The organism is Loktanella sp. PT4BL, from assembly GCF_003201935.1.
Taxonomy (GTDB): Bacteria; Pseudomonadota; Alphaproteobacteria; order Rhodobacterales; family Rhodobacteraceae; genus Yoonia.
The window spans coordinates 20375-39060 of record NZ_QJJL01000006.1; the positions used below are offsets into that span (position 1 = coordinate 20375).

19 protein-coding genes are annotated in these 18686 nt (G+C 58.5%); 12 read left to right on the plus strand and 7 right to left on the minus strand.

Translation table 11 applies throughout. From position 1 onward, the window contains the following. The first annotated feature begins 65 nt into the window (after positions 1 to 65). The 5 genes from C7964_RS15700 to C7964_RS15720 all read left to right on the plus strand — a co-directional run bounded on the left by C7964_RS15700 (position 66) and on the right by C7964_RS15720 (position 4506). Positions 66 to 611 carry an acyl-CoA thioesterase gene (locus C7964_RS15700; protein WP_110280612.1) on the plus strand — a complete coding sequence of 182 codons (546 nt, stop codon included), beginning with the start codon at positions 66 to 68 and terminating at the stop codon, positions 609 to 611. A gap of 65 nt (positions 612 to 676) precedes the next feature. Then, positions 677 to 2053 (plus strand): MFS transporter, encoded by a 1377-nt coding sequence (locus C7964_RS15705; RefSeq protein ID WP_110280613.1) that lies wholly within the window; start codon positions 677 to 679, stop codon positions 2051 to 2053. Next, positions 2038 to 2940 carry a penicillin-insensitive murein endopeptidase gene (gene mepA / locus C7964_RS15710; protein WP_110280614.1) on the plus strand — a complete coding sequence of 301 codons (903 nt, stop codon included), beginning with the start codon at positions 2038 to 2040 and terminating at the stop codon, positions 2938 to 2940. The genes C7964_RS15705 and mepA overlap by 16 nt, the downstream gene beginning before the upstream one ends. After that, the gene (locus tag C7964_RS15715) at positions 2941 to 3792 is read left to right on the plus strand and encodes an esterase-like activity of phytase family protein (RefSeq protein ID WP_110280615.1); all 852 of its coding nucleotides are present in this window, start codon (positions 2941 to 2943) and stop codon (positions 3790 to 3792) included. A 72-nt stretch (positions 3793 to 3864) separates the two neighbouring features. Next, positions 3865 to 4506 (plus strand): queuosine precursor transporter, encoded by a 642-nt coding sequence (locus C7964_RS15720; protein ID WP_110280616.1) that lies wholly within the window; start codon positions 3865 to 3867, stop codon positions 4504 to 4506. 720 nt (positions 4507 to 5226) lie between these two features. Here C7964_RS15720 and C7964_RS15725 read toward each other — a convergent pair. Next, on the minus strand, positions 5227 to 6183 hold the full coding sequence (locus tag C7964_RS15725) for a hypothetical protein (RefSeq protein WP_110280617.1): 957 nt from the start codon (positions 6181 to 6183) through the stop codon (positions 5227 to 5229). Between the two features lie 206 nt (positions 6184 to 6389). Here C7964_RS15725 and arfB point away from each other — a divergent pair, with 206 nt between their 5' ends. Together arfB and C7964_RS15735 are read left to right on the plus strand one after the other, a co-directional pair. Further along, positions 6390 to 6809 (plus strand): alternative ribosome rescue aminoacyl-tRNA hydrolase ArfB, encoded by a 420-nt coding sequence (arfB, locus tag C7964_RS15730; RefSeq protein ID WP_110280618.1) that lies wholly within the window; start codon positions 6390 to 6392, stop codon positions 6807 to 6809. Between the two features lie 87 nt (positions 6810 to 6896). Continuing rightward, entirely contained in the window at positions 6897 to 7232 is a 336-nt protein-coding gene (locus tag C7964_RS15735; protein WP_110280619.1) for a cupin domain-containing protein, read from the plus strand. Between the two features lie 21 nt (positions 7233 to 7253). Here the strand turns inward: C7964_RS15735 and pncB are convergent, their stop codons facing one another. Then, positions 7254 to 8546 (minus strand): nicotinate phosphoribosyltransferase, encoded by a 1293-nt coding sequence (gene pncB / locus C7964_RS15740; protein WP_110280734.1) that lies wholly within the window; start codon positions 8544 to 8546, stop codon positions 7254 to 7256. A 70-nt stretch (positions 8547 to 8616) separates the two neighbouring features. Between pncB and C7964_RS15745 the strand changes: the two genes are divergently transcribed. Both C7964_RS15745 and C7964_RS15750 read left to right on the plus strand, forming a co-directional pair. Beyond that, positions 8617 to 9123 (plus strand): hypothetical protein, encoded by a 507-nt coding sequence (locus C7964_RS15745; protein ID WP_110280620.1) that lies wholly within the window; start codon positions 8617 to 8619, stop codon positions 9121 to 9123. Between the two features lie 34 nt (positions 9124 to 9157). Further along, complete coding sequence (locus C7964_RS15750; RefSeq protein ID WP_110280621.1) at positions 9158 to 10015, plus strand: DMT family transporter; 858 nt, start codon at positions 9158 to 9160, stop codon at positions 10013 to 10015. On the opposite strand, the gene pncA is transcribed toward C7964_RS15750, so the two are convergent. Next, the gene (pncA, locus tag C7964_RS15755; protein WP_110280622.1) at positions 10012 to 10605 is read right to left on the minus strand and encodes a bifunctional nicotinamidase/pyrazinamidase; all 594 of its coding nucleotides are present in this window, start codon (positions 10603 to 10605) and stop codon (positions 10012 to 10014) included. The two genes, C7964_RS15750 and pncA, sit on opposite strands and share 4 nt — an antisense overlap. A gap of 146 nt (positions 10606 to 10751) precedes the next feature. Here pncA and C7964_RS15760 point away from each other — a divergent pair, with 146 nt between their 5' ends. Genes C7964_RS15760 through C7964_RS15770 form a run of 3 tightly spaced genes read left to right on the plus strand, consistent with a single transcriptional unit; the run spans position 10752 to position 13991 of the window. Next, the gene (locus C7964_RS15760) at positions 10752 to 12017 is read left to right on the plus strand and encodes an Hsp70 family protein (RefSeq protein WP_110280623.1); all 1266 of its coding nucleotides are present in this window, start codon (positions 10752 to 10754) and stop codon (positions 12015 to 12017) included. 6 nt (positions 12018 to 12023) lie between these two features. Beyond that, complete coding sequence (gene trhO / locus C7964_RS15765; protein ID WP_110280624.1) at positions 12024 to 12929, plus strand: oxygen-dependent tRNA uridine(34) hydroxylase TrhO; 906 nt, start codon at positions 12024 to 12026, stop codon at positions 12927 to 12929. A 9-nt stretch (positions 12930 to 12938) separates the two neighbouring features. Continuing rightward, a complete protein-coding gene (locus tag C7964_RS15770; protein ID WP_110280625.1) occupies positions 12939 to 13991 on the plus strand; it encodes an AbrB family transcriptional regulator in 1053 nt (350 codons plus the stop codon). 6 nt (positions 13992 to 13997) lie between these two features. Here the strand turns inward: C7964_RS15770 and gyrB are convergent, their stop codons facing one another. The 4 genes from gyrB to recF form a co-directional block, all read right to left on the minus strand. Next, the gene (gene gyrB, locus C7964_RS15775) at positions 13998 to 16412 is read right to left on the minus strand and encodes a DNA topoisomerase (ATP-hydrolyzing) subunit B (RefSeq protein WP_110280626.1); all 2415 of its coding nucleotides are present in this window, start codon (positions 16410 to 16412) and stop codon (positions 13998 to 14000) included. Positions 16413 to 16517: 105 nt separating this feature from the next. After that, the gene (locus tag C7964_RS15780; RefSeq protein WP_110280627.1) at positions 16518 to 17138 is read right to left on the minus strand and encodes a LysE family translocator; all 621 of its coding nucleotides are present in this window, start codon (positions 17136 to 17138) and stop codon (positions 16518 to 16520) included. Further along, positions 17135 to 17563 carry a VOC family protein gene (locus tag C7964_RS15785; RefSeq protein ID WP_110280628.1) on the minus strand — a complete coding sequence of 143 codons (429 nt, stop codon included), beginning with the start codon at positions 17561 to 17563 and terminating at the stop codon, positions 17135 to 17137. The genes C7964_RS15780 and C7964_RS15785 overlap by 4 nt, the downstream gene beginning before the upstream one ends. After that, complete coding sequence (gene recF / locus C7964_RS15790) at positions 17560 to 18660, minus strand: DNA replication/repair protein RecF (RefSeq protein ID WP_110280629.1); 1101 nt, start codon at positions 18658 to 18660, stop codon at positions 17560 to 17562. Before recF ends, C7964_RS15785 begins: the two co-directional genes overlap by 4 nt. Between the last annotated feature and the right edge of the window lie 26 nt (positions 18661 to 18686).

The window sequence follows — 18686 nt, forward strand, 5'->3', positions numbered from 1 at the left end:
GCAAGGTCAAAGTTGACGCGGACGTCACGTGGGCGCATCCCCGCGAGGCAAGAAAGGACGACCGCATGTACCCCATTATCCGCGTCATCAAAGAGGTTCTCAAAGCCAAACGTATGCCCCCGCTGCACCCTTTGGGCAGCCATGTGTCGCATCACCGCTGCTGGCCGCAGGACATTGATCAATACCTGGAAATGAACAACGGGCGTATCCTGACAATGCTTGATCTGGGCCGTACCGGTCTTGCCCAGCGCACGGGACTGCTCGATGCCCTGCGCAAGGAAAGCTGGGGCTTGACGATGGCGGGCGCGTCGATCCGCTATCGCAAACGGATCCGTCCGTTCGTGAAATTCCGCATTGTGAGCAAGGCGGTCGGCTGGAGCGAGCGGTTCTTTTATCTCGAGCATACCATCTGGATTGGTGACCAATGCGCGGTACAAGCCCTGTTCCGCGCCGCCGTGACCGACAAGAACGGTATCGTGAACCCTGCCCGTGTCTTTGCGGCAGTGGGGCTTGACCAACCCTCGCCCGAAAAGCCCGCATGGGTGCAAGCCTGGATTGATGCGGATAACACCCGCCCCTGGCCACCCGAGGACGACGGCACGTCGCAATAAAGAATTCTTGCCAGCCATAGGCTTATCTGTGTCTTATCCCTTCAGGGAAGAGCAGGGACAAGAATATGGCAGTCGCAAAGAAACGCATCTGGGGATGGATGGCCTTCGATTGGGCATCGCAGCCTTTCTATACGCTTGGCCTGACCTTCATCTTTGGCCCCTATTTCGCAGTTGTCGCGACCGAGTATTTCTTCAGCACCGGCATGTCCGAGAGCGCGGCCGACGCGCAGGCGCAATGGGTCTGGTCAGCAGGCCAAACCGTAGCAGGGCTACTGATTGCATTCACTGCGCCGTTTCTGGGCGCTTTTGCGGACAACTCGGGCCGCAAGATGCCGTGGATCGCATTCTTCTCGGTCGTCTATGTCGTCACGACCTTCATGTTGTGGGGGCTGACACCGGACGGATCGTCGCTCATCCTTGTCCTCGTGATGTTCTACGTGGGCTTCTTTGCTGCCGAAAGCGCATTGAACTTTGTGAACGCCATTCTGCCATCGCTGGGCAATGACAAAGAGGTCGGGCGGATTTCCGGCTCGGGTGCGGCCTTTGGCTATTGGGGCGGCGTGACATCGCTCTTCATCATGCTCCTGCTCTTTGCCGAGAATGATCAGGGCGTCACCCCTCTGGGCAATGCGCCGCTCTTCGGGTTGGACCCGGAAGCGCGCGAGGGCACGCGCTTTGTCGGACCTTTCATCGCGATCTGGTACGTCATCTTTATCATCCCTTTCTTCATGTTCGTCCGCGACGATCCCAAAGCCGCGCGGAAGTCCACGAAACTGGGCGCGGTTTGGGGCGAGTTGATGGAAACGCTGCGGTCAGTCTTTCACCGCAAAAGCCTGCTGAACTTTCTGGTAGGGTCGATGTTCTACCGTGACGCGCTCAATGCGCTTTACGCCTTTGGTGGTGTCTATGCGGCACTGGTGCTGGATTGGCAGACGATCCAGATTGGCGTGTTCGGAATAATCGCCGCGATTGCCGCCGCCATCACAACATGGCTGTCAGGTCTGGCAGACGCACGCTACGGCCCGAAACCTGTGATCCGCGCCTCTGTCTGGGTGCTGATCCTTGTCTCGGTTGTCATCGTGGGTATGTCACGCGAAAGCATCTTCGGCATTCCCTTTGCCGAAGGCTCGGGCATCCCTGACATCATCTTCTACATCTGCGGTGTTTGCATCGGCGGCGCGGGCGGTGCGGTTTATGCCTCGTCACGGTCAATGATGGTGCGTCACACCCATCCCGACCGCCCCGCCGAGGCTTTCGGCCTGTTTGCGCTTACCGGCAAAGCCACCGCTTTTCTTGCCCCTGCGCTGATCACTTTGTTCACGATCATGACCGGTAGCAATCAATTAGGGTTCTTGCCTGTAATCTTTCTTTTCCTGATCGGGCTTTTGTTGCTACGGTGGGTGAATAAAGACGGAGATCGCGCAGAATGGTCCGCTTCATAATCGCAGCAGTATTTACCATCGGATTGGCCGCATGCCAGACGGAAGAACCGCCTGTTGTCAGCCTGTCCAGCCAGAATTTCAACGACACACGTATCGCCAAGACATTGTTCGGCGCGGCACCCACCGGCTCGCCGCAAGCATCGCAGCCCTTTGGGGGTTATTCGCGTGGCTGTCAGGCAGGCGCACAGCAGTTGGAAGAAACAGGTCCGACATGGCAGGCGATGCGGCTGTCGCGCAACCGCAATTGGGCGCAACCCGAAACGCTGGATTACGTCCGCGATCTCAGCCGCTTTGCCGCGACACAACCCGGATGGGCGGGGCTTTATATCGGCGATATGAGCCAGCCGCGCGGCGGCCCAATGCTGACCGGACATGCCAGCCACCAGACCGGTCTGGACATTGATGTCTGGATGCTACCGCCCCAGCGGCTCGACCTGACAGTGGCCGAGCGCGAAAGCATTTCGTCCATCTCGATGCGGCGAAATGCGGGCGCCTTTACCAACGACCTTTGGACGCCCCAGCACGAGGCGATCGTCCGCGCCGCAGCGTCAGACCCGCGCACGGCGCGTATCTTTATCTTTCCCGGTGCGAAGGTCGCGATGTGTAATTCGGCAACCGGTGATCGCAGCTGGCTTTCCAAAGTGCGCCCTTGGTGGGGCCATCACTATCATTTCCATGTACGCCTGAATTGCCCGGCGGGTGCGGCGGGTTGCGAGAACCAGACACCACCGCCGCCCGGCGATGGCTGTGCCGAAGCACAAGAATGGGTCGACCGCATCCTGAACCCGCCACCGCCGGACCCCAACGCGCCGCCACCGACACCGCGCGCAGAGCTGACGATGGCGAACCTGCCCGGCCAGTGCCAAGCCGTCTTGAACGCCCAGTAAGTGTTCCGCTTTTTATGCCTCTTGGCCCTGCTCAGGGCCGTGCCTGCCTATGCCGAGGTCACATATCTTGGCAGCTATGACTGGCGCGTGAGCGACCGGCTCTTCGGCGGCTTCTCAGCCATTGAGGTGACGGCCGATGGAATGGATTTCGTCGCCCTGACAGACCGCGGCAGCATCGCGCGCGGCACATTCATACGCGACGGAGACACCATCACCGGCATCGATTTGGGGGGCTTACGCCGCCTGCTCGGACCAACCCGTGCACCGCTCGCCGACGACCTGAACGATAGCGAGGGGCTCGCGATCGGGCCGGACGGGACGCTTTATGTCTCGTTTGAGGGCGAGGATGGCGTCCGTTCCTTTGCAGACGTTGACCGGCCCGGCTCCGAACTCGTAACCGCGCGGGACTTCAATGCCTTTCAACCCAACTCAGGGCTTGAGGCCTTGGCAATTGGCCCGGACGGCGCGCTTTACACACTGCCCGAAAGGTCGGGGCTGGCCACGCGGCCTTTCCCTGTCTTCAGGCTCAAAGGCGGTGTCTGGGATCAGCCGTTCGAGATCACACGTGCAGGGGCTTTCCTCCCTGTCGGCGCGGATGTCGGGCCCGATAGCAGGCTTTATGTGCTGGAACGCGACTTTACCGGCATCGGGTTTCGCAGCCGTATCAGGCGGTTTGATCTGGACGGTCGCAATGAAGAGACCATTCTCGAAACTGGCCTGCGCACACATGATAACCTCGAAGGGATCAGCGTCTGGCAAGACGCCCAAGGGCTGCGGATCACGCTGATTTCCGACGACAACTTTCGCATGTTCCAAAGGACCGAGATCGTCGAATACCGATTGACGGAGTAGGCAGAGGGCGTTAATGCGCCCTGTCCCCGTCGGGGGCCAAGTGCCGCAACCTTGTCAAAACGGATTAATCGCATGACACGTATCCTTCCCGGCGTTCTCGCCATGGCCACCATTGTTGTGGCATCCAACATCCTCGTACAATTTCTGCTTCTCGACGGGCTTTTGACCTGGGGGGCGTTCACCTATCCGCTGGCCTTCCTTGTCACCGACGTGATGAACCGCGTCTACGGGCCGTCGGCGGCACGTAAGGTCGTGTTCTCGGGTCTTGTCGTGGGTATCATCTGTTCACTGATCGGCAGCCGGATCATGATCCAGGGCGACGGGTTCGAGTATCCGGCCGTGGCGCTGCGTGTGGCGATCGGCTCGGCGACGGCGTTCCTCATTGCGCAATTGCTGGACATCGTCGTGTTCGACCGCCTGCGTGACGGATCGTGGTGGAAGGCGCCTCTCGGCAGCACGCTGGTTGGCTCAACCGTCGATACGGCGATCTTCTTTTCCATCGCATTTGCAGCCGTTTTCAACGGGTTAAGCGCATCTGCCGCCGAAGAAGTCATGTGGGCGCAGGACGCCGCACCCTTCCTGCTGACCGGACCGGAGATGCCGCTTTGGGTGACACTGGCCGTGGCCGACTGGGGCGTGAAACTCAGCATCGCGCTGCTCGCTTTGGTGCCATTTCGCTTCATTGTTACGCGTATGCTGCTGCGCAGCGCATAAACACGACATCAGGTATCTTTTTACTTGAAATATACCAAATCTGTGGTTTTCTGCTTTCAGGCGAAACATTTGAAAGGAGGTGATCCAGTGCATCATGAGGTATTGGAGAAGTGTGTCGGGACAACTTGGGAGGAGCGCAGCTAGGGCAGCCCTTGGCTGACGTGAACCCAAGGTGGAGTTCCTAACCGACCCACCTCCGAAATTCAGGAAAGGGCCATCCCGTCGCCGGGGTGGCCCTTTTTCGTGGGGGTTCGGGGGCGTACACAAGGCGTACACAGGCTGTACACAAGGCGTATGTACAGGTGTGTGGTTGGGGTTGGGGCGTAACTATGTGTGTAGAGGACATATGGCGTAGAAGATTACGTGAAACCACGAGCCAACATGTTGGCATATCGATGCCCAAAAGTATAACAAATACAAGTATATAGGTCGCAGTGACTTTGGTGCTAGCGATTAAGACCGCAAAGCCTTATTCAGAGCGTTACATCAAAGCAGTTCTGAGTTCACTCAGCTTGCTTCCTTCATTTTGTTTGACCGAAACACTTTAGGCTTTAACAGTCCCTCCCGTTCGCGAGATAGTCTGCTAGCTTTTGCTACAGCAGTAGCATCACCATTCTTTACGTATTCACGAACGAGAACGTCAATCTCACGAGTGAGCTGTCCAATTTTTGACTTTGAATCCACGGCTACTCCTCCAGAAAGGTTTCTACGCTTTATCATTTAGGATGTTTCGACCTTCTTTGCACCCTCATCATGAATCAACTTGAAAAGAATAGCAAGAAAAGCTGCAGTTTCTCTTAACGCATCTTCTCGCTCCCAGTCACGCTCTCCTCTTTCAGATTCATCTTGGTATCTTCCAATTTTATCGCTGGTAGCTACGAGTATTCCGAGAGGGTTCGCACCGTCAGTCGAAATAGGCATCGAGGCGAGAGAGCGATATGCATGCTCGTCATACTCACGATAATTTTGCCCTTTTGCGCCGACAACAGTTCGAAGTTCGGGAGTGTTCGCATCTGAAAAAATAATTTCATTACTTCTGCTGTATGCTAGTCCTACATGCCCCTCTCCTACACGCCAACTCCGGTGCACATGATTGGGTGGGACCTCATCTGCTCTTTTGCATGCCAAACATACAAGTTTTTCAACTTCTGCATCGTAGCGATAAACACCAAAGTTCCACTTTTCATCTTGAATTCCAAAGAGGGCTGTCTTGCGTTCATCAAGTAGACCCAGCACTGCTTTGGATGACTTTTTTAGTGCATCTAAGTCAAAACCGTCATCAACAGTTGCAGCCTCAACAATCTCGCGCATGTAAGAGTTTAGTGACAACCTAGCCAACACGTGATCGACGTAGTTTTCGTAGAAATCAAACTCGTCCTCATCTTCCCTGTGCTGCTTTGAAAGCCGCAGATTTTCGGCAAGTATTTCAGAAGTGGTGCGATCTGCAAAAACAAGGACTAATGAGCTAAATGTCGTAAGAGCTAACCCCACCCAGAGTAAAATGCTGGCTATATCTTGAGCATTTTGAAAGCTTTGCGTTGAAACCCATGGGTGCAAAGCGATCATAGCCGCGCCAACTACAGTTCCGAATATTTTGGCAAGCTTAAGGGACCTACTAGAGTCTCTCAAATATTGCAGGGCAGCTTCGAAATTAGCTTCATAATCATCATAGCTCAAACCGTGACCTCAACCCTAATCCGGCACTTCCAGTGCAATACTCACTCATGACGTGCAGCAACGTCAAGTGTGCCTATTGTGTCGCCTATCAAGCGTCTGAATGTCCGACTTCCTAGGCTGCGAACCATCTCATTTACCCAACCGCCTACCCACGCCCCCGCCGCCCGTGTATGCTCTCCCCATCCACCCCCGCACACGGACATCACATGCGTATCAACGATCAGATCGAGATTGCCGATTGGGAGCTGACCGAGAGTTTTGCGCGGTCGTCCGGCCCCGGCGGGCAGAATGTGAACAAAGTGTCCACGGCGGTCGAGTTGCGGTTCGAGGCGGCGCGCTCTCCGCATCTGACCGAGGCGGTCAAGGCGCGCCTGAAGCGGCTGGCGGGGCAGAAATGGACCAAGGACGGCGCGGTTGTGATCTTTGTGCAGGAGACCCGCAGCCAGGCCCGCAACCGCGAGATCGCGCGCGACCGGATGGCCGAATTGATCCGCAAGGCGCTGGTGGTTGCAAAACGGCGGCAGGCGACGAAACCGACCTATGGATCGGTGAAGCGGCGGCTGAAGGCAAAGAAAGTGCGCGGGGAAGTGAAGGCGTTGCGGGGGTCGGTTGATCCCGATGCGTAAGGCGGGGCCTGCCTTAACTTCGCGTTTCCCTTATCCGCCCCTTTCGCGCATCAATAGCCCCGAGACAACCGCATGAAAGGGCCACCGATGCTGATCTACAGACTGGACACCACAGGCGCGGGCGAAACGGACCGCCCCGCACCGGAAAAGCTGGTCTCGGGCGATCCGGTCTTTACCACGTGGAACCTTGAAGAGCGTGACGGCCTCTACTGCGGGATCTGGCGCAGCACGCCGGGGCGCTGGCGGATCAGCTATGACGAATGGGAATACTGCCGCATCCTGTCGGGCGTGTCGCATATCCACGGGCAGGACGGCAGCTGCATGACGGTGAAAACCGGCGACAGCTTTGTCCTGCGCCCGGGGTTCGCGGGCGAATGGGACGTGGAAGAAACCACGGTGAAGGAATATGTGATCCGGGTTTGACGGGGGGCTATGCTGACTGTCCTAAACCATAACCTCCATCTTCTCTTGCGCGCCTACCCCGAACACCCGCTTGTAACGCGCGATCTCTGCCTCCGGCCCCATCGCTTTATTCGGGTTGTCGCTCAGCTTGACCGTGGGACGGCCATTGGCGGACACCGCTTTGCAGACCAGTGAAAACGGCGCGAGTCCGTCATTGGCCACGAGACCTTTGAAGTCGTTCGTCAGCATCGTGCCCCAGCCAAACGACACCCGCACGCGGCCCGCAAATTGTTTGTGCAACTCGACGATCTTGTCCACATCAAGCCCGTCGGAGAAAATGACCAGCTTTTCGCGCGGGTCTTCGCCGCGCGATGTCCACCATTCAATCGCCGTTTCGGCCCCTGCCGCAGGATCACCGCTATCCACGCGAATACCGGTCCAGCCTGCCAGCCAGTCAGGCGCGCCTTGCAGGAACCCTTTGGTGCCGAATGTATCGGGCAGAATGATGCGCAGATTGCCGTCATGTTCTTCCTGCCAGTCCGCCAGCACATCATAGGGCGATTGCCGCAGGGCCTCGTCGCTCTCGGCCAAGGCCGCATAGACCATTGGCAATTCATGGGCGTTGGTCCCGATTGCTTCGATTTCGCGCATCATCGCGATCCGGCAGTTCGATGTGCCCGTGAATTTATCGCCCAGGCCCTCCATCATCGCCTGCACGCACCAGTCCTGCCAGAGATAGGAATGCCGCCGCCGCGTGCCGAAATCCGCGACCCGCAGATCGGGGATCGTGCGCAGCTGGCCGATTTTCTCCCACAGCTTTGTCATCGCGCGCGCATAGAGCACCTGTAGTTCGAACCTGCCCATATCCTTGAGCACCGCGCGGCTGCGCAATTCCATGATCACCGCAAGGGCGGGGATTTCCCACAGCATCACCTCGGGCCATGTGCCTTCAAAGGTGAGCTCGTATTGCCCGTCTTTCTTTTCCAGATGATAGGGCGGCAATTGCAGGTTCTCGAACCACTCCATGAAGGCGGGGGTGAACATCTGGCGTTTGCCGTAAAAGGTATTGCCGCGCAGCCATGTGCTTTCACCGCGGGTCAGCCGCAGGGAGCGGATATGGTCAAGCTGTTCGCGCAATTCGCCCTCATCCACCAGTTCGGCCAGACGGATGGATTTTGTGCGGTTGATCAGGGAAAACGACACATGCGTGTCCGGATGATTGCGGAAAACAGACTGACACATCAGCAGTTTGTAAAAGTCCGTATCTATCAAGGACCGCACAATCGGATCGATCTTCCACTTGTGGTTCCAGACCCGTGTTGCGATATCAACCATATTCAGTTCCCCCTGCTGGCGCTTACGTGTTAGATCAAGCGGGCGCTGGTGTGGCAAGGGGGCCGTGAACATGGCATTGCGTTACGATTTCGATATGGTGGAGGTGCCACCAACAAGCGTGGCAAGCGAAAAGGCTGCGATGTTCCGCGATCCGGCCACAGTCGCCGCGCTGAAAGAGGCAGACACCGCCGTACAGGCTTATTTCTCCGAGAGCGGCTTTGTTTTGCAGGAGTACAACAGCGGCGCCCCTCCGGGCCGTTATCCGATGCGCGATGAAGAGGCGCGGATCGCACTGATTGACCGGCTCACGGCCAATCTGGATGCCTACGATCTGGCCAATGTGAATTGGGGCGGCTTTGATTTTGACGCTTTCATGAATGCGCTTTCGACTGCAGAATCGGTCGAGGATGAGCTGTTGGCGCCTTTGCCGGGTGCCCCAACTGGCGATCTGACCGACGAGATCATCGCCGCACGTATCGCGTCACAACAAAAGAAGGGCCGCCGGATGCTGGCCTTGGGCGGGCTTCTGCTGGGGCTGGTCCTGCTTTTCTATGTCGCCAGCCAAACGCTGATGTGATCCCGTCACACGCCGCGCGTCAAAAGGCCCCCGTATGACGACCACTCCCTATTCCGCCCGTCTGGTTGGCGCTGTCGTTCTGGCGATGACGCTGATTGTGGGCGGGGATGCGGCGGCGACGGTGCTGACCGGCGCGGGTTTCCCCCAGACTTTTGTGGCATGGACCCGCTTTGCGCTGGCGGCTTTGTTGCTGGCCCCTTTGTGCGGGCTGGTGCGCGCGGATCTGGCGCATCTGACGGACTGGCGGCTTTATCTGCGCGCTGCCTTGATTGTGGGCGGCATCGTCTGTATCCTGACCGCGCTGAGAACCGAACCGCTGGCGAATGTTTTTGCGGGTTTCTTTGTGGGGCCCGTGGTGTCCTATTTCCTTTCGGCGCTCTTGTTGCGCGAACGGATTACCGCACTGCGGACCTGTCTTTTGCTGGTCAGTTTTGCTGGCGTTTTACTTGTCGTGCGCCCGGGTTTTGGCATGACGACAGGAATGGGCTTTGCCATGCTGGCGGGGTGTTTTCACGGGTCCTATCTGGTGGCGACCCGCTGGCTCGCCGGGGGCTTCCGCCCGCGGTTCTTGCTGTTTTCCCAACTCTTGATCGGCGCTGTTCTGCTCTCGCCCTTTGCACTGGCCCCCATCCCCGACATGACGCTTTCCCATCTGGGGCTGATCACCATCTCGGCCTTGGGATCGGCAGGGGGGAACCTTTTGCTGGTTCTGGTAAACCGCAACACGCCCGCCGGTGTTGTCGCACCTTTGATTTACAGCCAGCTTTTGGCGGCCATGGTTATCGGGTGGCTGGTTTTTGGCCAATGGCCGGATGGTCTAAGCCTGATTGGTCTGGTGATTATTATGACGGCGGGCGCATCCTCGGTCTGGTTCGCAGGCAGAGGCCGCTAGGCCAGTGTCACACCCGCCTGCGCCATGCCATCCCTGGCCGCATCCAATGAGCCGTCAAAATCTATTGCGCGGCAAAGCGCCATGTTCACCGTCACATCGAACCCCAGATTGGCCGCATCCACGGCAGAATAATTCACGCAAAAATCTGTCGCCAACCCGACCAGAGTGAGGGTCGCAATCCCGCGGGTGCGCAAATAGCCTTCCAGCCCCGTTGGTGTCGTCTTGTCGTTCTCGAAGAAGGCCGAATAGCTGTCAATCGCGGGGTTAAACCCTTTTCGGATGATCAGGTCGGCGCGGTCAACGTGCAGTTGGTTGTGAAAGGCCGCACCCTGTGTGCCCTGGATACAGTGGTCGGGCCAGAGCACCTGCGGCCCGTAAGGCATTTCCATCATGCTCATCGGGGCCGCATCATGCGTTGATGCGAATGAAGAATGGCCTGCTGGGTGCCAATCTTGTGTCAGGATCACCGCATCGAAATTGGCCATGGCGGTGTTGATGCCTGCGACAATCTCATCACCGCCCGCGACCGCCAATGCGCCACCGGGGCAGAAATCATTCTGGACGTCGATTACGAGTAGGGCATGGGTCATGGCGGGCTCCGAATTGTTGATGGGCGCAAGCTAACCTGTTCGGCCCCGACCTGCGACCGCTTTATTGGATTTGGAAAACAGCGCTTGCCAGTGGCAGCTTATTTTCCTATCTGCGGCGTCTTTTACGCAAGGATCAGGTGGTAGAAATGGCGGTTTTGGGCATCGACTTTGGCACCTCGAACACTGCAGCGGGCATCATGGCTGCTGGCCGCCCGCATCTGATTGCGGTGGAACAGGGGCGCACGACACTGCCGACTTCGGTCTTTTTTGATTATGACCGCAAGGTCACGACCTATGGCTCTGTCGCCAATGCCGCGCTGATCGAGGGGCGTGAGGGGCGGTTCATGCGGGCCCTGAAATCGGTGCTGGGCACGCCTTTACTGCGCGAGCGGCGTCAGATTGCCTATGAGCGCATGACGCTATTGGAGGTCGTGGCGCGGTTTTTGCAGATGATCCGTGAACGAGCCGAGGCCGAGACTGGCCAGAATTTTGAGGTCGCTCTATCAGGTCGTCCGGTGCGGTTTCATTCCAGCGATCCCGCCCGCAATGCGCAGGCCGAGATTGACCTGCGCGAGGCCTATCTTTTGGCAGGCTACAAAGACGTGGCGTTTATGTACGAGCCCGAGGCCGCCGCCCTTGCCAGTGGCCCGATAGATCGCGGTGAACTGGGGCTGATCGTGGATATCGGCGGCGGTACGTCGGATTTCTCCATCTTTGAACGCGACGGCGAGACAACGCGGATTATCGCAAGCCACGGCGTGCGCGTTGGCGGCACCGACTTTGACCGCGCGATCAGTATCGCGCAAGTCATGCCGCTGTTGGGGCGCGGTGCCGAGGTCCGCAATGCGATGGGCCAAGGGCGGCATACGGCCCCGAACGCAATTTTCAACGACCTTGCCACGTGGCAAAAAATTCCTTTTCTCTATACACCCGAAAACCGGCGGATGGCGGCGGATTTTGCAAAGCTTGGCGTTGATCCCACGCTATTCGCACGGCTCAATACCGTTCTTGAGATGGAATTGGGCCATGACATTGCCTTTGCTGTCGAAGCGGGGAAAATTCAACTAAATCAGCCGGATCGTGCAGACGTGGGGATTGATCTGAGCGTGCTCGAACCCGCGCTCTGGGCGCGTTTGACCCAGGAAGCGATGGAGAATGTGCTGGCAGATCAGGCCGCACAAATCGGGACCTGCGCGCGCGAAACGCTGGCGATGGCCGATATCGGGCCCGACCGGATTTCCAGGATCGTTTTTGTGGGCGGCTCCAGCCTTCTGACGGTGGTCGAGGATACGATGACAGCGCTTTTCCCGCAGGCCGCGCATGAAAGGGCCGAAGCCTTTACCGCTGTTGCGGACGGTCTGGCGATTGCAGCATCCCGCGACTTGCCCCTTTCGGCGGACAGGCGTATTTGAGTGCCTATGTATACTATCGCTGCGCTCTATCACTTTACCCGCTTTGATGATCCCGCCGCCCTGCGGGGGCCATTGTTGGATTTGTGCAAGTCCAATGGGATCATGGGCACCCTGCTTTTGGCGAAAGAGGGGATCAACGGTACGATTGCCGGACCGCGCGCTGGCATTGATGCCGTGCTTGCGCATATCCGCGCCCTGCCCGGCTGTGCCGATCTGGAATGGAAGGAAAGCACGGCGTCCACGCCGCCCTTCCACCGCATGAAAGTGCGGCTAAAAAAGGAAATCGTGACGATGGGCCAGCCCGATGTCGATCCGGTGGCGCGGGTCGGCAACTATGTGGACCCTGCCGATTGGAACGATCTGATCAGCGCGCCTGACGTGGCCGTAATTGATACCCGCAACGATTACGAAGTGGCGATTGGCACCTTTGAAGGCGCCGTCGACCCCGAAACCAAAAGCTTTGGCGAATTCCCCGAATGGTGGGAAAAGAACAAGCACCGGTTCCACAACAAAAGGATCGCGATGTTCTGCACCGGCGGGATTCGCTGCGAAAAATCAACGAATTACCTGATGGGTCAGGGTGTCGAAGATGTCTACCACCTGAAGGGCGGCATCCTCAAATACCTCGAGGAAGTCCCCCAAGAGCAAAGCAAATGGGACGGCGAATGTTTCGTTTTTGATGCGCGGGTGAGCGTGGGACATGGGCTGACGGAAGGGCCGCATATCCTGTGTCATGCCTGCCGTCGTCCGCTACTGCCCGAAGACCGCGACAATCCAGCGTTCGAGCAGGGCGTATCCTGCCACCACTGCATTCACGAGACATCAGAGGCGGATAAGGGCCGGTTCCGCGAGCGGCAGAAGCAAATGCAATTGGCCAAGGCGCGCGGCACGAACCATATCGGCGGGGTCTAGATCCTCGGTATGCGCGGTTCGTACCCACTCATGCCGCAATTGCTGGCGCTGGCGATTGGGCTGTGCGGTGGGTTGGCTGCTTATTATGCGGGCTTGCCCTTGCCATGGATGCTTGGGCCGATGGTGGCAAACACAGTCGCCGCGATGCTGCGGGCACCAATTGCGGGCCCTGACAGGCTCCGCCCCTATGTGATCCCTGTGATCGGTGTGATGCTGGGGTCCGGTGTGTCGGCGGACGTGCTGGGCCTTTTGGGAAGCTGGCTTATCACTTTGCTTTTATTGCCGCTGTTTTTGATCTGTGCAGCCGGGATTTCTTATACCGTTTACCGCAGGCTTGGCCGTTACGATCCGGTCACCGCTTTCTATTCCGCGATGCCCGGGGGTATCAACGAGATGCTGATCCTCGGTGCCGCCGCAGGCGGAGACGAGCGCCGGATCGCTCTGGCCCATGCGGCGCGCGTGTTGATTATTATCGTATTCGTGGCGTTGTTCTTTGGCTTGGTGCTGGGCGTGACAAGTGGTGGGCGCGGTGCCGCACAGTGGATCGGGCTTTATCAGATTACCGCACTGGATTACGTGATCCTTGGCATTTGCGCTGTTCTGGGCGCGCTTTTGGGCAAGTGGCTGGGTCTGCCTGCCGCACCCATTTTCGGCCCCATGATCCTGAGCGGTGTGGCCCATATCGCGGGCTGGGTGACGGTGGCGCCGCCGACGATTTTTGTGATCGCAGCGCAGGTGACGATTGGAACGATCATCGGCACACGGTTTGTCGGGGCGACTTTGCGCGAAGTCAGAACCGATATCGGGCTGTCGGCGGTCGCATCATTCCTGATGCTGGTCGCCGCGGTGGGGTTTGCGGAATTGATTGTCGTCATCAGCGGCATCCCCCTCGCGCAGGCCTTTCTGGCCTTCTCGCCCGGTGGTTTGACCGAGATGTCTTTGCTCACGCTCGCGATGGGCCAGGATGTGGCCTATGTTTCGGTGATGCATATCATCCGCATCACGATGGTTATCGCGCTGGCGCCTTTCCTGTTCACGCTGACACGGAGCAGAAAAGGCTAGCAGGCGCTAGAAATCCAGATTTTCCACGTTCAGCGCATTGTTCTGGATAAATTCGCGGCGCGGCTCGACCACGTCACCCATCAGCTTGGTGAACAAATCGTCCGCCTCAGCAAGATCCTCGACCTTGACCTGAAGCAGCGTACGCGCGTCAGGGTCCAGCGTCGTTTCCCAAAGCTGATCCGGGTTCATTTCGCCCAACCCCTTGTAGCGCTGATAGGACAGGCCCTTTTCGCCCTCCTCAAGGATCGCCTTGAGCAGGTCAAGCGGGCCGTGGATCGCCTGGCTGCGGTCCTTGCGGATCAGTGTGGCAGGCAGGTTGTAGACGTCCTGCAGGCTTTGGGTAAACGTCCCAGTGCGCCGTGCTTCGCCACCGCGCAGCATCGGGCCGTCAAGCGTGCGCACCTCTTCGACACCGCGCAGCATACGGGCAAGCCGCATACCGTGGTCTTGGGTGATGCGCCCTTGCCAGCCGCGTTCCCATTCCAGCGCAATCAGGTTCAACCGCTCGGCCACACGATCGGCGGTGCCTTGCAGGTCATTTTCCACAACACCAGGCACAAAAGCACCGGCGATGGCGGCCTGTTCAAGGATGTGGCGCGGGTAATGCGTCGGGAAGGCTTCCAGCACACGTTTGAGTTGGCGCGCCTCTTCCACCACACGGCGCAGATCAGCACCGGCGATTTCTTCGCCGTTGCCTTGGCGGAGCATCGCCCCGTCAATGCCCTGCTCGATCAGATATTCATCCATCGCGGCCTGATCCTTGAGGTAAACCTCGGACCTGCCGCGCGAGACTTTGTAAAGCGGGGGCTGTGCGATGTAGAGGTAGCCACCTTCGATGAGTTGCGGCATCTGCCGGAAGAAGAAGGTCAGCAGCAAAGTACGGATGTGTGCGCCGTCAACGTCCGCGTCAGTCATGATGATGACTTTGTGGTAGCGCAGCTTTTCGATGTTGAACTCGTCGCGGCCAATGCCGGTGCCCAGCGCCATGACAAGGTTGCCGATTTCCTGACTGCCAAGCATGCGGTCAAAACGGGCGCGTTCGACGTTCAGGATTTTACCCTTCAGCGGCAGGATCGCCTGTGTGCTGCGGTCGCGCCCTGTCTGGGCGGAACCGCCAGCTGAGTCACCCTCGACAAGGAAGACTTCGGTCTTGGAGGGGTCTTTTTCCGAGCAGTCCTTCAGCTTGGAGGCGTTGAAGTTTACGTCCATTGCCGATTTGCGGCGGATTTCGCGGGCCTTGCGCGCGGCTTCGCGGGCAGCGGCCGCTTCGACGATTTTCGAGATGATCGACTTGGCCATTTGCGGGTTCTCTTCGAACCACTCGTTGAGCTTTTCACCCATCAGATTCTCGACGGCCGGACGGACTTCCGAACTGACCAGCTTGTCTTTCGTCTGGCTGGAAAACTTTGGATCAGGGACTTTCACGGACAAAACGCAGGTCAGACCTTCGCGGGCATCATCGCCGGTCAGAGACACTTTTTCCTTCTTCGAGATCCCCGTCTCGGTGGCATATTTCGCAATGGCACGGGTGAGCGCGCCACGGAAACCGGCCAGATGGGTGCCGCCATCACGCTGAGGGATGTTATTGGTAAAAGGCAGCACCATTTCGTTGTAGCTGTCATTCCACCACATCGCGACTTCGACGCCGATGTCATCGCGTTCACCAGTCACATATATGGGTTCTTCCATCAGAGGGGTCTTGGAACGATCGAGGTATTTGACAAATTCCTTGACGCCGCCCTCATAAAACAGATCCGCCTTGAGCGGTTCGGCGGGGCGCAGGTCCTCAAGGATGATCCGCACGCCAGAGTTCAGAAACGCCAGCTCGCGCAGACGCTTTTCCAAAATGCTGAATTCAAAGTCACGGTTGCTGAAGGTGTCGGTCGAGGCAAGGAACGTCACCTCGGTGCCTTTGCGCCCGTTTGCGTCACCCACAACGCGCAGGTGTTCGGTGGTAAAGCCGCCTTCGAAGCGTGCATAGTGTTCTTTGCCATCGCGCCAGATGCGCAGCTCAAGGAAATCCGAAAGCGCATTCACAACGGACACGCCCACGCCGTGCAGACCGCCCGACACCTTATAGGAGTTCTGGTCGAATTTGCCGCCCGCATGCAGCTGGGTCATAATGACCTCTGCGGCGGAAACACCCTCGCCCTCGTGGATGCCCACAGGAATCCCGCGCCCGTTGTCGCCCACGGTGACCGATCCGTCGGCGTTGATTTTCACATAGACATGGTCGGCATGACCGGCCAGCGCCTCGTCAATCCCGTTGTCGACGACCTCATAAACCATGTGGTGCAGACCCGAGCCATCATCGGTATCGCCGATATACATGCCCGGGCGCTTGCGCACCGCCTCTAAGCCCTTGAGAACTTTGATGGAATCTGCGCCGTAGTCTTCTTGTTGTTGGGGCTCATTGGCCATGTCGGAAATCCTGTATTCTTCTGCCCAAAATATACGCTTTTGGGGGGCGTTTGTCACGCAAATGGCACAATATTTTGTGGTTTTTGCGGTCCGGCGCTCACGGGCTCAGGTCAGCCCGATGACAACGCCCACACCGATCAAAAGACAGCCCGCGATGATATTCATCCGGCGCACTGCGGCGGGTGATTTCAGCACTCCGCGTACGCGATCCACAGAGGCGGCCAGAACCAGATTTCCGACCAAGGGAACCATGAAACTGAGCGTACAGATCGCAACCATATCAAACGGCGTGACCCTGCTCAGATCAAAGAAACCGGGCAGGATACCCATATAGAAGAGCGCCGCCTTGGGGTTGCCAACGATGACGGCGACACCGGCCAGAAACCCGGCCCATCTGCCCGGCCGCATCAGCCTGCTGTTGGCATCCAACCCATGGTCGGCGTTGCGGATCAATGCCGCCCCCATCAGCATGAAGACAAGGACAGCGACGTATTTCAGAAAATCCATGAAGCCAGCAAATTCCGACACCAGCCATGCCACCCCCAATACCGCGACCAGCGGCCAGAGGATATCACCAATGGCCACACCGATAGCGAGCGGCCAAGCGGCCTGAAACCCGCCCGACAGTGACCGTGCGAGCAACGCGATCCATACGGGACCGGGTGTCATAAACAAGATGATCAGCGCTCCTGCATAGAGCAGGAGTTCGTAGGCCGAGATTGTCATGCGGTGTCCAATGTCAGGCTGCCGTCGGCGTTCAGGGTCCAGAACGGGTTTTGCGCAACTTCCCAGACGTGACCGTCAGGGTCCGCGTAGTAGCCCGAATAGCCACCCCAAAAGACCTTTTCCGGCGCCTTGAGTGGGGTCGCCCCTGCTGCAAGGGCGGCGGCATAGGCGGCATCAACATCTGCATCAGTGGTGAAATTCTGCGCCAGCGTGACGGCACCGGTGCCCAGTTTTGCATCAGGCCGCCCCTGATCTTTCGCCAAGGGAGCAAGACCAAAAAGACCAAGCACCATGCCGTTGATCTGGTAGAACACAACTTCCCCTTCGTCATTGGTCGGGGTCCAGCCGAGAGCCGCGTAAAAGGCTTTGGAACGGTCCAGATCCGCCACCCCGAGGGTGATCAATGTGACGCGTTGTGGTGTCATGGTGCATCCCTTTGCGTGACGGTAGATTGTCCGTCTACCTCAGTGATTTCCGCGTATTGCGCGCGCGCGCCGAGTTCGGTGAAAAGTTCGGGCCCTGTGCCGGTCATGAAAGCCTGTGCGCCGAGGCTGCAGATCTCATCATAGAGCGCTGCGCGGCGGCCTGCGTCAAGATGGGCTGCGACCTCATCCAGCAACAGGATGGGTGGCGCACCGAAATCGCGGGCAAGCGCGCGGCCATTGGCAAGGATCAGGCTAATCAGCAGCGCCTTTTGTTCACCGGTCGAGCAATCCTTGGCAGGCACGCCCTTGTCGGCAAAGACAGCGTCCAGATCAGCGCGGTGCGGCCCGATCAGCGTGCGGCCTGCCGCCATGTCGCGGGCGCGGTTGTCGGCGAGTGCGGCTTGCAGGTCGTCCGGCACTGGCTCGGGTGACGTGAGCGCGAGCGTGGCCGTGGGAAAGGCCGTGGTGGCGGAGGCTTGCGCCGTGGTCAGTGCGTCAATTGCATCAAGGCGATTGCGCTGGATAGTGGCGCCCGCCTCGGCCATTTGCGCCTCGATCGCGGTATACCAATGGGCGTCGCGCACCATGTCTTTGAGCAGGCGATTGCGTTCGCGCATGGCCTTTTCATAGGTCAACACGGCCTCTGCATGGGTCGGCTCGAAACTGAGCGTCGCACGATCAAGAAAGCGCCTGCGTCCTTCGGCACCTTCGATCCAGAGCCGGTCCATCGCAGGCACCAGCCAGAGAACGCGCCCGATCCGTCCAAGGGCCGTTTGCGGCGCGGCCTTGCCGTCAATCCGGAGTTGGCGGGGGTTGCCGGCCTCGGCCCATGTTTCGACCTCGTGGGTTTGGTGGAGGGATTGCAGGATCCCGGTGATCTTCCAGCCCAGGGCCTCGGGACGGCGCGCGAGGTCCTCGGCCCCTGCGCGGCGCAGGCCACGCCCCGGCGAAAGGAGCGAGACGGCTTCAATGATGTTGGTCTTGCCCGCACCATTGGGGCCAAATATCGCCATAGGGCGCGGATCAAGCGTGAAGGACGCGCGTTTGTGCGAGCGGAAATGCGACAACGTCAGCTCTTGCAGGGCGAGCGTATTCACAAGCGGTTGTCAGGATTTTGCAAAAT